Source organism: Oceanobacillus rekensis (genome assembly GCF_002153375.1).
GTDB classification, from domain to species: Bacteria; Bacillota; Bacilli; order Bacillales; family Amphibacillaceae; genus Oceanobacillus; species Oceanobacillus rekensis.
On the sequence record NZ_MTBQ01000004.1, the window covers coordinates 191,725 to 208,101 of the forward strand.

Sequence of the window (16,377 nt, forward strand, 5' to 3'; positions counted from 1 at the left end):
AACTCCATTCTATGAAATGGAGTTTCTTTTTTTATGTATACAAAAATAAGCCCAGAATAGTGAATCTACCATTCCGGGCTTATTTTATACCTTACTCTTCTATATAAACGTCTTGCAATCGTAGAATCTGTGTTGGGTCCTGCCAAAATCCTTTAACAGAATCACTAACACCAACAAGGAAATCTTGATGATGAATATTCAAAAATGGTGCAACATCTGTCAACAAGGTTTGAATTTCACTATACAATTCAAGGCGATTATCTGGATCAGCTTCTTGACGTGCTTCATCAAGTAATGCATCTAATTCATCATTCTCAGTGAATGTACGGTTACCAGGTTCCCCAACCATGCTAGAGTGGAATAATGGATATAATCCATAGTCAGCATCACCTGTTACAGTACTCCAGCCTAGGATAAACATATCATGCTCTCCATTGGCAGTTTGCTCTAAGTAAGCACCCCACTCAAGTACTTCAATTTCTACATCAATTCCGAATTCAGCAAGTTGCGCCTGTACAACAGTAGCCATATCAATACGTTCTTGGCTATCATTTGTCCATAAAGTTGTTGAGAACCCGTCTTCATAGCCAGCTTCTGCTAAAAGTTGTTTCGCAGCTTCTGGATCATATTCAAGTCCTTCTGCATCTTCATCATAACCAAATACATCTGGAGCTAAAGGTCCGGCAGCTGGTGTACCAATTCCATCGTATACACCATTGATAATTGCATCTCTATCAATTGCCATGTTTATTGCTTGACGTACTAATGGATCGTCAAATGGTTCTTTTTCATTGTTGAAACCAATATAAGATAAACTTACACTGCTTTGTTGGGAAATACTTGCATTTTCCATTCCTTCAATACGTGGAACGTCATTCGGGCTAACATGATTTGCAATATGGGAATCTCCTGTTTCAAGTTCAGCAACACGGGTTCCACCTTCACCAACAACTTTAAATGTTACGCTGTCAAGTTTTGCAGGTTCACCCCAGTATTCTTCATTATTAACGATAACGATTTCTGAACCTGGATTCCAACTTTCAAATTTAAAGAAACCAGTACCAATTGGATTTTCGTTAATCACACTACCAGGTTCTTCACCAGCTTCCATTGCAGCATAATCAGCATCAATTTGTTCAAGAGAAACCATTGCACCGCCATGATGCGCTAAATGAGCCGGTAGCGGAGAAAAAGGATACTCTGTTACAAATTGCACGGTATAGTCGTCAACAACGACAACTTCAGTTACCATATCATATAAGAATGCACGTGGTGATGCCACTTCTGGATCCAATATACGATCAATATTAGCTTTTACAACATCAGCATTGAACGTAGAACCATCATGGAATGTAACATCTTCGCGCAATTTAAACTCCCAAACGTTATCTTCTACAGCTTCCCAGCTTTCGGCAAGTTTTGGCTGTACTTCCATATTTTCATCCTGTGTTGTTAAAGATTCAAAAATATTCGCTTGTACATCACTTGAAGCGGTATCATTTGAACCTGCTGGATCTAAGGAAACTGCATCTGAAAGGTTTGCAATGACTAAATCTCCTCCAGATCCATCTCCACCTTCAGTATTTTCTATGCTATCTGTTTCTTCTCCACTATCATCTGTTGTACCCGATTCATCTGGTTCACTTGCGCAAGCCACAAGTACTACACTTAGTAGTAATCCGAAGACAACTAATAATAGTGATTTTTTAGATATTTTCATTCTTATTAACCCCCTATTTCTTGTAATAGCCAATATAATAGAAATCTAAGGCTACCTTATAATAGATTAACCTATAATTCCAAAAGTTTCAATGAAATACAAGTGAAACTTTCTATTAATACAATTGAAACATCAGCTTCATCATTGCTTTTGTCTTATATAGCCTTCTTGACAATAGTAAGAAAATTCAATATGATGAACCTAATAAATAGTATAATTAGTATACTTTCCCATCTCTGTAAAGGAAGGAGGAAGTACATGCATCTAAACGAACTGGAAACAGCGTTACGAGCCTTAACGAAGGAGGTTGCCAGCAAATTCTCCATCGCAGTTCATACTGATGAAGGAAGTATAGCAATCAATGTTCGTACACCCAGAAAAGCAGCAAGTCTTGCAAAGTTATTTATCTTAGGTGAGGCATACCAGCAAGTGGAAGCAACGCAAATTTCTTTGGACAAACTCGTTTATATCACTCCCAAATCAATGGTAGAAGGATCTGGAGTTATTACGTATTTAACAGACGCCCATGTATTTAGTTACCAAAATCTATTAGAACTTATGATTATTGTTTCTGATAATACAGCATCAAATATTTTACTTGATACGATAGGAATGGAATACATCAATCATTTTGCAACTAAGATTGGCTGTAATCATACATCACTTCAGCGGAAATTTATGGATCAGAAATCACATTTACAGGGAAATGAAAACGTTACCACTTCTGCTGATATCATTTGTCTACTGAAGCTTTTCTCAAGGGAAAATGACTTCTTTTCAAATGATAGTCGGAAGCAAATCTTAAACACTTTAGGTAATCAACAATTTAATAGCAAATTATCAACCTATATAAACGATACGAGCATTAAAATTTATCATAAGACCGGCGAATTACATAGTGTGGAACATGATGCAGCAATTATGGAAGCAAACGGAAATGTGTTAGAAGTAGCAGTCCTGACAGATGGTTGGGAAAATAACGGTGATGCCAGTAAGTATATGGCAGAAATCGGACGTTTGTTAATGAATTATCTGGTCAGCTGATATTTTTCTGAAATGAGATACTAAAAGGGTGGTTTAATAAATTGAAAACAAAAATTGCAGTGTTTGGTCGGACGGAGATTTTAAACCGCGTGAATATATTAACAGAAGAATATGATAATGTTGAAATCCTCCCTTTCGTTTATGCACATTCAAGTGAAGTTACAGAAATAATTGAAAGCGCTTTGATGTGTGACGTATACTTATTTACGGAACCATTATCCTATCTATATGCACGAGAGAAGATAGAAAAGGAAAAGTTACCTGCTGTACTTGTCGCCCATAATGAATATATGATTCTTGGCTCCCTCTATAAACGGAGGGATATTCGGAATCAAAAACATGACAGAATTTCTATTGATATTCCAAATAGAAAGCATATGTCAGAAGTGATAAAAGAATTTGGAGGCGAGGAACAAGAGTTTTATTACTATAGTTACGAAGATGATGATGCTCCTGATATTGATAAAATTGTAGCATTTCATAAGAAACTTTGGGATGATGGCTCGATCGACTACGTTCTTTCATCCAGTAAAGAAGTTGAGTCACATATGAAGCATTCTGGTATACCCGCCAGTACAATGATCATTCCTGATATCCTGTTAAATCAGGCTATTCAAGAGGCCAAGTCCCTAACTATATTGAATAGAAATAAAGGTGCACTGCTTGTGACTGGATATATCCGCTTGAAAGAAACTGGAGTAGCTCCTGCTGAAAATAGTCGGACTTATGAAGAGAATATCTATCAATTAAAACAAATCCTGACAGATTTCGGAAAGCAAACAGATGCCCTGCTCGTACATAATAGAAGCGATCAATTTGTTATGGTTGGAACAAAGAAATTACTTGACCATTTGCAGAATCATTATCGCGAATTTCCGCTCCTTAGTGAAATCCAATCAACGTTAAGCATGGCTATTGATATGGGATTTGGACTCGGTCTTACGGCAGAGGAATCCCAAAAACATGCACATCTTGCACTGGATAAATGCAGCAAAGATAACCGTAGTATTTGTTACATTACCAATGAACGCAAGGACACCATAGGGCCAATCGGAATCATGCGAGATATTGATACTTCCCGCTTATTCCAAGCACTCATCCATAAAGCCAAGTTGAATAATGAGCTATCCTATAATTTTATTGATTTTATTACAGACCGAAATAATGAGCCATTTTCCTCCAATGATATTGCAACTTATTATAAAGTAACCAAGAGAAGTGCAGAGCGAACAGTTAATAAGCTCCTGACAGGAGATGTTATTAAAGTATCCGGTGAAGAACGCCCATATTTGAAAGGTAGACCAAGGAAGTTATTTACTATAAAGGTTTAATCTTAGATTGCAGGATTAAGTGTCCGAAACCTTAATTCCTGTAACTTTTATTTTTCTAACTTAAACCCGTTTTTTTCCGATACTATTTTGATTGCTTCGTCAATGTCTTCCCCTTCAACTTGGGCTTCAACCAAATGGGTTATTTGCTCATCATTTCCCTGTGAAATTCCCTCCTCACGTAAGCCACCATCCAGTGGTATTGCACCTGTCATACTCTTTGTAGTTCCGATTGGAGACATTGGTATAAATCTGGCGTCTTTACCTGCGTCAGGAATACTGTCTACGATTAAATTGTTACTTTCAGTGTTTGTAATGCCGAACGAGCTGATTCTGCATCATTTTCAGTTCTGAAATAGGCGAGAATATTTTTTGTCATTAAGGATAACATCTTTTCCACGTTATTTTTTAACATATTTCCTCTTTTTATTTACTTCAATATAATTAGGTACATAAAAAAAGATAACTAGCCGTTATAACGGACTAATTATCTATAAATTATGCTCTCTTCATGATTGTTCTATCTTTATAAACTCAACAGTTCTCTGACGTCGCCTTCGCTTAAGCTGGAAAGCATTGTTTCGCCTGGTTGGATTACCTGGTCGATGAGTTCACGCTTTTTCTGCTGTAGGGCATATATTTTTTCCTCTATCGTTCCTTCTGTTACAAGTCGGATTACTTGAACAACATTCTTTTGACCGAACCGGTGTGCACGGCCTGTGGCTTGGTCCTCCACTGCTGGATTCCACCACAAGTCATATAAAATAACCGTATCTGCACCTGTGAGATTCAAACCGGTCCCACCAGCTTTTAGCGAAATAAGGAAAATATTATTCTCGCCATTATTAAATCGTTCACTCATTTCTACCCTTTCCTTTGATGGTGTTTGCCCATTAAGGTAGAAATAACCATAACCTTCTTTTTTCAATCGCTCGATAATAATTTCATGCATGCTTGTAAACTGTGAGAAGATCAACATTCGTTTACCGTTTTCCATGGAAGCTTTGATTGTTTCCATTAATTGCTCAAGCTTCCCAGAATATCCCTCGTAGTTCTCAATAAATAGTGCTGGGTGACAGCAAATTTGACGTAAGCGGGTTAATCCTGCAAGTATTTTCATCCGATTCTGGTTGAAACCACTATCTTTGATGGATTGTGCTGCTTCCTGCTGTACTTGCCTCAAATATCCAACATATAAATCTTTCTGTTCCTTTGTAAGCTCTGAAACATGTACTGACTCGATTTTGTCAGGGAGTTCTTTTAACACATCTTTTTTTAGTCGCCTTAAAATAAACGGCCGAGTAATCATCGCTATTTTCTCATTTGATAATTGTTTAAAATTCCGGTGATTTGGCATCAGGCCTGGTAATACTACCTGGAAGATTGCCCATAATTCATCAATTGAGTTCTCTATCGGCGTTCCGCTCAGTGCAAATCTGCGTGTAGCTTTAACCTCACGGATTGCCCTTGATGTTTTGGTAGCATAGTTTTTAATATATTGTGCTTCATCAAGAATCATTGTTTGGAAGGTCATTTCACGGTAAATTTCAATGTCCTGCCTCAATGTAGCATAAGAAGTAATCCAAACATCCGTATCAGCCGATTTTTCAATTAACTGATGGCGTTCATCCGGAATCCCTGTCAGAACAGCGGCAGTCAGATTTGGTGCAAATTTATCAAGTTCATTTTTCCAATTATAAACAACTGATGAAGGTGCAACGATTAAATGTGGACCAATCGTTTCGCCCTCTGATTCAGACGAAATATATGCAATTGCTTGCAAGGTCTTCCCTAGCCCCATGTCATCCGCTAAAATACCACCAAGATGATAATGGCTGAGAGACTTAAACCAACTGAAACCGGTCAACTGATAGTTCCTTAAGGAAGCAGTGAGTGTTTCCGGCAGTTCATATACCTGATCTTCCGGTGACTTCAATTGATCCAGCAGTTGCCTGAAGGATGGATCATAATTCTTTTTCGTATCGATCAGCTCATCAAGCTGTGTTCCCCGATATACTGGCATATGAACATTTCCATTAAGCAGATCGTCTTTTTGAATGTCCATGTCCTCAAAAAAGCGCTTCATGGAAGAGAATTCTTCCCCTTCCAACGACAGCATTTCTCCATTGTCTAAGCGATAATAACGTTTCTTTTCGATAACTGCATTAAGGATTTCATTGATTTCCGAATCGTTTACACCGTTAATATCGAATCCAATTTCCAGTAGATTGGATGACGATTCCAGACGTACACTTGTACTTGGCAGGGGATCATTTTCAACGATCATTCCACGGATATCCTGGGTCAGAAATAACTCGACATGATCATTAAGCAATGGAAGTACATAATAAAGAAAATCATATAGTTCATCTTCCTCTGCTTCCATGTAGAGATCCTTGCCATTATAATGAAAATTCGCATGTTCGATTAACTGCATAATCTGCTGTTCTTTTTCGACATCACGAATAATAATGATATCATCATTTTCTTTTCGACCTGTAAATGGATCAATCAGCTGGTCACCATAATGGTATTCCAATTTACCTGTAATCCAGTCAGCCTTTAATTCAAGATATAACTTTGCACGCAATGCAACCTGCACAATTTCTGAAGTGATTTTCTCTGAAACATCTACATTTCCAATCTTCTTCAAAGATGGCATAACCTCAGATAAGAAGGTATCTGCTTGTGAATTTTTTATCGGTAGCTCAAGTTCTTTCATGCCAAATCGGGATATTTCTTCGATAATCTGTACTTGATCCTTAGCAGGATAATAAAAAATTCCTTGATAAAACATCATTTCATATAATGGAAAATATGTAGCTCCATCCGCATCTCCCATTTTCAGTACCAAATCGTCCTGATTATTCCTCGATAAGGAAAAGTTAAATGGTAATGTATCCTTTTCTATTGCAACATCCCGAAAGCCTCTTCCCTTTGTCTCAACCGTGAAATCCCTTTCGGACAGTTTCTCAAGCAGCTCCTTTGCAGCAAGAGGTGGAATCGTTAAATACCGTTTATCACCATTCCTTCCATCCATGTAAAAGGAATTATGATAAATTTCTTCATTTCGTTTAATTGCAAAAAGCGACTCGAATATTTCATAGTCCTTTTGCAAGAAATAGTGTGTTTCCGGATTATAGGCGAATTTTTTAGTGAAATAGTGGTCACGTCCATGAAGTACATCCCTTAAGAACTCAAACGCATCCTTAACAACATAGCAATGTTTTTCACCGGTCTTTATTTCAAGCTGCAAGTTTTTATCAAAACTCCATCTGCAATAATATTCGACATACATCGGAATCTTATCTGTTAAAACTTCGGCTGTTTGTTGTTGTGGTACTTGGCTAATTGCTTGTATAAAGCTGTTTGTCAACTGGTAATCTGGTTTTGCTGGTGTACCTGCAGCAGCGGATTCCTTATTAATAATACTGATAAGTGTCGCTGCAATATGCTTGCAGGATCCAAAAGTCGAAAAGGCCGGACAGTCACAATACGTATCAATGGAACCTTTGTCAAAATCCTTCATATTGATTTCCACGAAGTAATCTTCTGAACCATGTACAGTGGATGTCCAAACCTGGTAATTTATATCGTATAAAAGATCGCTCACCTTATTTTGTTTATAATAATCCATCCCTCGCCTGTAAATCACAGCTGGGAACAATTTCTGGATGTTAATATCACTTAAGTTTTTCAAAATAAAGGAACCCACCTTCTAGTATCTGATTCTATTATTGTATACGAAATTATCGTCATTTAGAAATAATCGAGCTTATTTCTTCTTCATTTTCAAGACTAAAATTAGATAAATAACCATGGATATGACAATCGATACTGCTGATGCTATGTATATGGTCGAGTAATTGGAAAATGAAGCAACCTGGCCAAATCCAATTGCACCAATCCCCACTCCCAGGTCAAAAAAGGAAAAGAAGGTCGCATTGGCCATACCTTTTCGATTTCCCGGTGCAAGGTCGACGGCCCATGCTTGTAATGCCGGCTGTACACCGCCAAATCCTAGTCCAAATAATCCCGCTGCAATCAACATCGTGGTTGTGTTTGGTAACCAGGACAAGAGAAGCATAGAGATGAAAATTAATAATGTTCCAGGGAGAAATATAAATATATGTCCTTTCCGATCGTAAAGTCTGCCGGCAAATGTTCTAGATACCATGATAAATATAGCAAAAACAAGAAAATATAATTGAATACCAGTTACATTTTGCTCTAATGCATGTAATGGAAGAAATGTTGCAATTCCCCCAAAGGCAAGCGTTATAAAAAATAAAAGGATCGATGGCTGTAATGCTGTTTTTTCAAAAATATCAAATCTCACCGTCTTGGTCTTATGTGGTGATTGTACTACCGTTTTATAATGTATTTTTGCGGAAAATAATAATGCAATCAATCCAAAAGCAGCACAAATGAGAAACAGGTGGGAAAATGAAATGATGCCAACAAGTGTCAGGCCGAGTGCCGGACCAAATGCTAAGGCAATATTGCCAGAAAGGCCAAAGTAGCCCATACCCTCTCCACGCCTTTTCGGTGGAATAAGATCTGTTGCAATTGTTCCTCCTGCTGTTGTCGAAAGTCCCCAACCGACTCCTTGCACCATACGTATGATGATTAAAAGAAACATACTGGCCGTAAAAGCATATGCACCGACTGCAATCACAAATATACCAAGTCCCACCATGTAAACAAATCCACGGCCCTTTGATTCCAACGCATGCCCAGCATAAGGTCGGATAAGCAATGCCGAAAATGTAAAAATCCCTACAATTACCCCTACCATTTGGTCACTTCCGCCAAGCTCCTTAACAAATAACGGAATGGTCGGTAATGTCATTTGAAATCCGAGAAAAACAAAAAAGTTAGCAATGCAAATAAACAGGAAATCACGTGTTAGAATTTTGTTTTCATGCGGTGCTACTTGTACTTTTGCCTGTTGGTTCATAGAAAAAATTCCTCTCCCATCATTAATAGCATATTATACAGGAGATGGACCCTAAATGAAATGATTCAATTATCAGGCTATTAGAAGTTAACCGATGATTTATTATTTCTTAAAGCAAATACGGAAATCATCACCCGAAAAACGCTTATCCAACGTTTTATTATATGAAATATGGTATAATTTAATTGAATAATAAATATAATTAAAAGACCCAGCTGTCACTGGGCCATCAGATAAGCGGTTCTCAGAGAGGAATCGGATGGTGATTGTAAAGGCCTCTCCCCTATTCACTTTAGACGGAAAATAGAGAGGGCCTATTTTTTATTGATTAAGGTGATGACCAATGCGAGCAATGCAATCAGAAATGTACCGAAACTCCCCAAAGTCATCATTACTTCATACATGCTCATAGGCATTCCCCCTTTCTGAAAAAGGGTTTAGCCGACCTTGTTCCTTTTTGAACCACACTCTATGAGAACTTTATCTCCGTCTATTATAGCATAACTAGCACATAAAACAGAACGTATATTCTGCAATCGTGGAAATTGATTCTTTTTGACTATATTCGTTTATTCTCCAATGACACCACATGCAATTCTGTCTCCAGCATTACCTGATGGCTGGGAAATATAATCGTCCGCATCAGAATGGATGATTAAGGATGTTCCGTCTTCCGTATACAATGTATTCTCAGCGCCCTGTTCCAGTGTTACCATTTCGGCCATTACTTCCACATTTACCGTACCATCATCAGAGACGACAATATTCTCAAGGTCGCCTGCATGTGGTCCTTCCGGATGATCGAAACCATGTTTTGCGCCAGTGGGATTATAGTGACTTCCAGCAGATTCAAAAGTCGGAGGCTCACATACGCCCGCTTCATGAATATGGAATCCATGTGTACCTGGTGGTAGATTTTCAGCTTCCAAATGGATGCTTACCCCAGAACTCTTTCCCTTTAATGTTGCCGTACCAACAACCGCACCCTCTGTGTTTTCTAGTGAAACTAAAACCTCTTCTTCTTTGGTAGCATTTGTCTCCACCGCTTGTTCTTCATTATTCAAATTACTTTCTGATGATGTATTCTCTTGATTTTGTGTATCCGTTTCTTCCTCATTGTTTGTGCCACATGCTGTTAAAAATATAGCAACCAATAATACGGATATAAGTTTCGCCAAACGATTCATTGTATGTAATCTCCTTTCAGTATTGTATTACGTAGGTTTCACAATCTAATTGGAAAATAAACATATACTAATGAATAATGTTATCCATAATGCTGCCGTCCGGGATTGCTGCGGGCGGATGCGCACCTTAGGGCACGGCCTCAGCCTCCTCGAGAAACCCACTCTGCGAGGTCTTCGGACACGTGCTTTTCCCGCAGGAGTCACCGGCCTCCGCTCACCCGGACTGGTGAAGTTGTAAGATGCTATTTTGAGCTATTAGGAAGTGAAGTAATCGTCAGCGACCATCAAACTAGCTCTGGGAAATACACGGAGACTCCTACGGGAAGAGAGGCATAGGTGAGACACTGAAATGCGTCAGCATGAAGGGGCTCACCAGCCGCCTTAGGATGCGCGCAGTGTATTTCCCAGAGCGGTCGCAAAGTTTCTACATACTGACAGAAATCAACCAGTAGGTACTTCGAGGTTTATAGATGATGCTTCAATAACTACATTAATTTCATGGAATGAATAACCGTAATCCCAATCTTCTAGAAAAAATCCATAATAAAAGAGCCGCTCTATTCAGATTGGCTCTTTCAGAAGATAGTTATGCAACGGCAACTTCTTTTTTTACTTTGTTTTTTGCAATTGGAGTGTGATCTTCCAAGAAAGGAATAACCCATCTGTCTAAACCATATCTTCCTGCATTAAATCCAGCTACGATAAGGAAAACGGTTAGTAGTACCATTTGTGCGTTTGTGCTGACTGTTCCACTGAATAGGAAGGCAAAGTTCATTGTAATTCCCATCAAGGCAGCGAAGTTTGTAAAGATTCCTAGAATTAGTGCAGCACCAACAAGCAATTCACCCCACATTACCATGAAACTAAACAGTTCTGCGTTTGGCAAGGCAACTGCATTGAGGAATGTCCCCCACCAAGCTTGCACGGTAGCACCTTCCCCTGCAGAGTTTGCAACGGCTCCTTGAATAAAACCACTTGCATCAAATCCACCACTAGTAATTTTTCCAAGACCACCCATGAACCATGTATATCCAATATAAATTCTGAGTACTGCCCATATTCCAGCTGCAACTTTGTTGTTACGAATGAAGTTCATAATCATTTCATCCAGCTCCTTATTTATTATAATTTTATTAGTTCCCTTGTTCACTGTTTCACAATATATTGCAAAGGTGTTACTTGGTACATTCATAGAATATCATGGCATAACCTATTTGAAAATAGTTTGTGAATATGTTCACAAGTTAGAAACAACTTTGTGTCTTTTTTGTGAAAAAGATGATTATTACCAACTAAAAGTGAGACCCTTGCTAAATTCCAGGGACATTTCGGACAAAGAAATAAGACGGTTTAACGAAGAGCCCATTGTGTGTAAGGGTTCCTTTTTGACTCTAAAGGGAAACTATCACATATTGATGTATCAAACTATGATATACCTATAGACATATATATCACATTATGATATATTATTTTCAAATATATATATCGTTTTATGATATATCTTAAAAAGATATAGAGGGTGATTAATTGAAGAAAACTGAGCAATTAACAGATTCAATGTCTTATATTATGGCTGCATTAACTAAACCAAGACATGGTTACGCTATTATGAACTTAATTGAAGAAACAACAAAAGGTGCAATTACTATAGGTCCTGCTTCAATGTACACGATTATTAAAAAGTTACTAAAACAAGAGTGGATTTATTTGCATGATGAGTCAGATTCAAGACGTAAAACATATCTGCTTACTGAAAAGGGCAGAGAAGTATTAGAAGAAGATGTGAAGCTAAGGAAACTGATGATTCAGTTAGCGGAAACTGGACTCGAGGAGGCCCGAGAATGAGACAAACAAAGTATATTATGTCAGGTGGATTAGCTTTTTCTGAGGATAAGGATATGGAAAAATTATGCCGATATTCATTGAAGGGTTGGCATGTCAGTGACTTTACATTTATGGGGTATGCGCTTAAAAAAGGAGAAAGCTCAGATTATATCTACAGTGTAGATTATCGTTGGTTAAAAGAGGATGAAGCAGAGGAATACTTTGACTTTTTTTCATCTTCTGGATGGTCGCATGTTACCTCAGAAGGAGATATTCACTTATTTCGGGCACATCCTGGTACAAAACCGATTTATACTGACCGCGAAACAACAGTCGAGAAATATGAGAATTCAATTAACTCTATGAAAAACTTGGCAATTCCGTTTGTTTTTCTAACAGTACTCGTATGGGTTGGAACAATAATAAGCTCTGGCACCTTAAAAACAATACTTCTTGTAGTAGCTGCTATTCTCAGTGTAATTGCGATCCCAACAGCTTGGACTGTCATCACAACATACAGTAACAAGTGGGAGGTAGAAGGAAGAAGAGGAGTAGTCAATCTAGTGAAAACTATACCATTCCTTCTCTTATTAATCGCTGTTATTATTTTGTTATTTGTCGGTGGTATAAACACTACAGTTGACATCTTAACCTCTATGATGATTGGAGGCATCGCTCTTCCAACTGCTATTTGGGTCATCATGTCCCTTAATCATAGAATCAAAGGGAAGAAGGATTAGAGTAGGAATGATAATGAAGTAAGAAGTAATCAAACTGAGGATTTTAGGAAACCTTTTGACTGCTTAACCGTATTACGTATTGGATCTTATCGGAGACCGTGGAAGGAGGCTCTAACAGCAAGCTACCAAACGCTCTAGCCAATAGAGGGGAGGTTTCCGAGTGACTTTAGCTATTATCCAGCTGCTGTTTACACTTACTTTTACAATGTGATGGAAGGACGCTACATTGTATATCGCACATATGCAAGAAGGAAGTATCACAGTTGCTGAAAATGATTCGGTCGAAGAAGGGAACCCAATTGAACTTGTTTGAAGATTCGGAAATACAACGGAACCATATCTACATATTCACGTAGAGAAAGATGGAGTACGAATTCCGATACGATTTGATGGTGATTTTCTTGTACGAAATAACATAGTAAAATAAGGAACGGAGGAGATAGAATGGAAACAATGTTAACTGTAAAAAATTTGGAAAAATCCTTCAAGGATAAACAGGCATTAAAAGGCATTTCCTTTGAGGTACGAAAAGGTGAAATTATGGCCATTCTTGGTCCAAATGGTGCCGGGAAATCAACAACGATACGAAATATCATGGGAATCATGTATCCCGATTCAGGAAGTATTACTTTTCATAATTATAGTGGAAAAGATATCCCAAGAAATAAAATTGGCTATTTGCCGGAAGAAAGAGGATTATACAAAAACGTTAAAGTAATGGATATATTGCTTTATCTCGCAGATTTGAAGGACTATCCAACTGATAAAGCAAAGGAACGTATCCTCATGTATTTAAAAAAGTTCGATTTGGAAGGTAAAGAAAATGTCTCTGTCGAAGAACTTTCCAAGGGGATGGGGCAAAAAGTCCAATTTATCGGATCAATTATTCATGAGCCCGAACTGCTAATTTTAGATGAACCATTCTCTGGTCTTGATCCGGTTAGTCAGGAAGTATTTAAAGAAGAGATACGTAGCTTGGCCAATAATGGAACCGCCATTTTACTATCATCCCACCAAATGAATCTTGTTGAAGAAATGTGTGATCGTCTGTTTCTCATTCAGCGGGGAGAAAAGGTGATTTACGGTACGTTGGGTGATGTCAAGAAACAATATGCGAATTTCAAATGTACCATTAATGGCAGAAACCAATTAGGAGATTTGGAGAGTCTTCCCGATGTGCTTCGAGTCGAACAAAAGGGTGACACAACTATCCTGCATCTGGATAAAGACGTGGAGCCATCGATTTGGTTGAAAAATCTTCCTGATCATCTTGTCATCCATGAGTTAAAAATAAACCGCATCTCTTTGCATGAAATCTTTATCGATATTGCAACAGATAAGAATTTACTGAAGGAAGAAGGTGTCGTGCATGCGTAATTCGATAAAAGTTGCCAAATGGGAAATCAAACGAAACATGAAAAACAAAACCTTCCTTATTGGACTGTTTATCTCACCGATTCTTTTCCTAGCCTTTATGTTTATTGGAAGTCTGTTTGATGACTCAGATAATGATGAGCCAGAAACTACAACTGTTTTTGTCAATGACCAATTGGGTGTATATCCTGCACTAGAGGAGACCGTCGAACAAGGTGAATTTAACTGGGAAATGGAATCGACAGAGTTAACCGAGTCTGAAGTACCTGATTTGGCTGGAAATGAAAATACAGCATATATTTTCATCAATGATCAGGCAGTGGAAAGTGGCACTGTTCCTGTCTATATGAGTGAGGAAATTGATCCGTTTTTCATAAACCAGGTACAGGTATTAAGTACCCCCCTTCAAGCGATGAAGATTGCTGACCTTGGATTTTCAGAGGAGGAAGCAACAACTTTACTGCAAGGTATAGCCTTTGTTGAGACAATTCCAGACACGGATGCATCCGAGGAGTCATCAGCAGAAGCGGGTGGGCTTGATGATGGCTCGATGGAACGACTCGTACCAGGAATTTTTGCTGGAGTCATTATGTTATCCATTGTGTTCACTGGAATGGCAATCTTCCAAAGTGCCTCACAGGAGAAAAAAGACAAAATTGCTGAAATTATATTATCATCTTTAACCCCTTCTGAGCTGATGCAAGGGAAAATCATTGGATATTTTGTGTTGGGACTTATTCAAGTTGTGGTCTTTATCGGGCTTCTCTTTCCTTTTGTCCTATGGAAAACCGATATTCCGGTTATTGAATATTTACTCGTACCGGAAACTGCATTATTAGTAGGTATTGCAATCCTCAGTTATTTAATGTTCGCGTCTATATTCGTTGGAATTGGTGCAACAATGGCAGACGTGTCAACTGCAGGGAATTTCCAAGGGATGGTAATGATGCTTCCATTCTTACCATTTATTATGATTGGTCCTGTGCTCAGTGATCCCAATGGCCTCGTTGCCCAGATTGGGACCTATATTCCATTTACGGCTCCTGGTGTTCTGATTATGCGTCTGACAATGCTTGAAGAATGGCCATGGCTGGAAATTATTATTTCACTTGCCGTTATAATCGTAAGTATTTTTATTTTCATGAAACTGGCAGGGAAAATATTTAAAGTTGGTATTTTAATGTATGGGAAAAATGCAACACCTGGTGAAATATGGAAGTGGATTCGCGCCTAAGTCCTTAACATATATGATAAATTATTGTAGTCAAATTCCTTTCCAAGTAAATTTGTCAAACAAATCATATTCTCTTCCAAGTTGTTTTATACTATAATAATAGTAAATGGATGTTGTAAACCACAGTTAGGAGGAATTATTTATGCTTATCGCTGTGATTGCTATTTGTGTTAGTCTGTCCGTTAGTCTGATTATTGCAAGTGAGGTATGGGACTGATACATTAAAATGGTTACTAAATATATAAATGGCAGGTACCTACTGGGTGTCTGCCATTTAAATTCTTACACATGTTATTGGGTTTTGCATCATATACTTATATGAAAGTTGCGCCCCTCGAGTCTTACCTTCAAGGAGGATGTATATGAAAATAATCGTCTTTCACGGTTCAACCCGTGATAATGGAAATACAGAGTTGTTAACTTACCAAGCAGTCCCAAAAGAAAAAGGAACACATATTTACTTGCGTGATTATAATGTCCTTCCTATTATTGATCAACGTCATGATGAAAGTGGCTTTGATGTCGTTGAAGATCATCACAAAGATCTTATTAATCAAATGCTATCCCATGATGTAATTGTTTTTTCGACACCAATTTATTGGTATAGCATGTCAGCGCCGATGAAGATTTTTATTGATCGCTGGTCCCAAATCTTAAGGGATCCTGGTTATGTCCATTTCCGTGAAGAATTATCGAAAAAGAAAGCATATCTGATTGCAGTTGGCGGGGACACACCAAAGATTAAGGGACTACCACTTGTCCAGCAATTCAATTATATTTGCCAGTTTTATAAAATGACTTTTGCAGACTATGTTATTGGTAAGGCAAGCAAACCTGGAGAAATTACAAAAGATACGGCTGCATTAAAGGCTGCCTCCACACTGATCAAATGACCTGTGGCTTTCATTATTATTTTAATTATCAAATCAAAAAAAATAAAACATAAATAGCGTGGTGATTATGACA

General features: G+C 38.1%; 14 protein-coding genes. 7 read left to right on the top strand and 7 right to left on the bottom strand.

The genetic code is table 11. The annotated features are described in order from the left end of the window. Nucleotides 1-91: 91 nt before the first annotated feature. The gene (locus BV906_RS11715; protein WP_087973721.1) at nucleotides 92-1,720 is read right to left on the bottom strand and encodes a glutathione ABC transporter substrate-binding protein; all 1,629 of its coding nucleotides are present in this window, start codon (nucleotides 1,718-1,720) and stop codon (nucleotides 92-94) included. A gap of 258 nt (nucleotides 1,721-1,978) precedes the next feature. Here BV906_RS11715 and BV906_RS11720 point away from each other — a divergent pair, with 258 nt between their 5' ends. Together BV906_RS11720 and BV906_RS11725 are read left to right on the top strand one after the other, a co-directional pair. Next, nucleotides 1,979-2,764: a serine hydrolase gene (locus BV906_RS11720; protein WP_176330335.1), complete on the top strand. Its 786-nt coding sequence runs from the start codon at nucleotides 1,979-1,981 to the stop codon at nucleotides 2,762-2,764. Nucleotides 2,765-2,805: 41 nt separating this feature from the next. Then, the gene (locus BV906_RS11725; RefSeq protein WP_087973723.1) at nucleotides 2,806-4,095 is read left to right on the top strand and encodes a hypothetical protein; all 1,290 of its coding nucleotides are present in this window, start codon (nucleotides 2,806-2,808) and stop codon (nucleotides 4,093-4,095) included. A gap of 47 nt (nucleotides 4,096-4,142) precedes the next feature. On the opposite strand, the gene BV906_RS19200 is transcribed toward BV906_RS11725, so the two are convergent. The 6 genes from BV906_RS19200 to BV906_RS11750 form a co-directional block, all read right to left on the bottom strand. Beyond that, a complete protein-coding gene (locus BV906_RS19200) occupies nucleotides 4,143-4,334 on the bottom strand; it encodes a hypothetical protein (RefSeq protein WP_140321991.1) in 192 nt (63 codons plus the stop codon). Between the two features lie 284 nt (nucleotides 4,335-4,618). Continuing rightward, nucleotides 4,619-7,792 (bottom strand): DEAD/DEAH box helicase, encoded by a 3,174-nt coding sequence (locus BV906_RS11730; protein WP_087973724.1) that lies wholly within the window; start codon nucleotides 7,790-7,792, stop codon nucleotides 4,619-4,621. A 75-nt stretch (nucleotides 7,793-7,867) separates the two neighbouring features. Next, nucleotides 7,868-9,052, bottom strand: coding sequence for an MFS transporter (locus BV906_RS11735; protein WP_087973725.1), 1,185 nt, complete (start codon nucleotides 9,050-9,052; stop codon nucleotides 7,868-7,870). Between the two features lie 314 nt (nucleotides 9,053-9,366). Then, a complete protein-coding gene (locus BV906_RS11740) occupies nucleotides 9,367-9,462 on the bottom strand; it encodes a putative holin-like toxin (RefSeq protein WP_176330336.1) in 96 nt (31 codons plus the stop codon). A gap of 159 nt (nucleotides 9,463-9,621) precedes the next feature. Further along, nucleotides 9,622-10,239: a superoxide dismutase family protein gene (locus tag BV906_RS11745; protein WP_087973727.1), complete on the bottom strand. Its 618-nt coding sequence runs from the start codon at nucleotides 10,237-10,239 to the stop codon at nucleotides 9,622-9,624. Between the two features lie 586 nt (nucleotides 10,240-10,825). Further along, on the bottom strand, nucleotides 10,826-11,341 hold the full coding sequence (locus BV906_RS11750; RefSeq protein WP_087973728.1) for a DoxX family protein: 516 nt from the start codon (nucleotides 11,339-11,341) through the stop codon (nucleotides 10,826-10,828). A 425-nt stretch (nucleotides 11,342-11,766) separates the two neighbouring features. On the opposite strand from BV906_RS11750, the gene BV906_RS11755 reads away from it, so the two are divergent. The 5 genes from BV906_RS11755 to BV906_RS11775 all read left to right on the top strand — a co-directional run bounded on the left by BV906_RS11755 (nucleotide 11,767) and on the right by BV906_RS11775 (nucleotide 16,304). Next, nucleotides 11,767-12,084 carry a PadR family transcriptional regulator gene (locus BV906_RS11755; protein ID WP_087973729.1) on the top strand — a complete coding sequence of 106 codons (318 nt, stop codon included), beginning with the start codon at nucleotides 11,767-11,769 and terminating at the stop codon, nucleotides 12,082-12,084. Beyond that, nucleotides 12,081-12,803, top strand: a complete 723-nt coding sequence (locus BV906_RS11760; protein ID WP_087973730.1) for a DUF2812 domain-containing protein — start codon at nucleotides 12,081-12,083, stop codon at nucleotides 12,801-12,803. The genes BV906_RS11755 and BV906_RS11760 overlap by 4 nt, the downstream gene beginning before the upstream one ends. 444 nt (nucleotides 12,804-13,247) lie before the next feature. Then, entirely contained in the window at nucleotides 13,248-14,180 is a 933-nt protein-coding gene (locus BV906_RS11765; RefSeq protein ID WP_087973731.1) for an ABC transporter ATP-binding protein, read from the top strand. Continuing rightward, nucleotides 14,173-15,411 carry an ABC transporter permease gene (locus tag BV906_RS11770; RefSeq protein WP_087973732.1) on the top strand — a complete coding sequence of 413 codons (1,239 nt, stop codon included), beginning with the start codon at nucleotides 14,173-14,175 and terminating at the stop codon, nucleotides 15,409-15,411. Before BV906_RS11765 ends, BV906_RS11770 begins: the two co-directional genes overlap by 8 nt. Nucleotides 15,412-15,773: 362 nt before the next feature. After that, on the top strand, nucleotides 15,774-16,304 hold the full coding sequence (locus BV906_RS11775) for a flavodoxin family protein (protein ID WP_087973733.1): 531 nt from the start codon (nucleotides 15,774-15,776) through the stop codon (nucleotides 16,302-16,304). The last annotated feature ends 73 nt before the right edge of the window (nucleotides 16,305-16,377 follow it).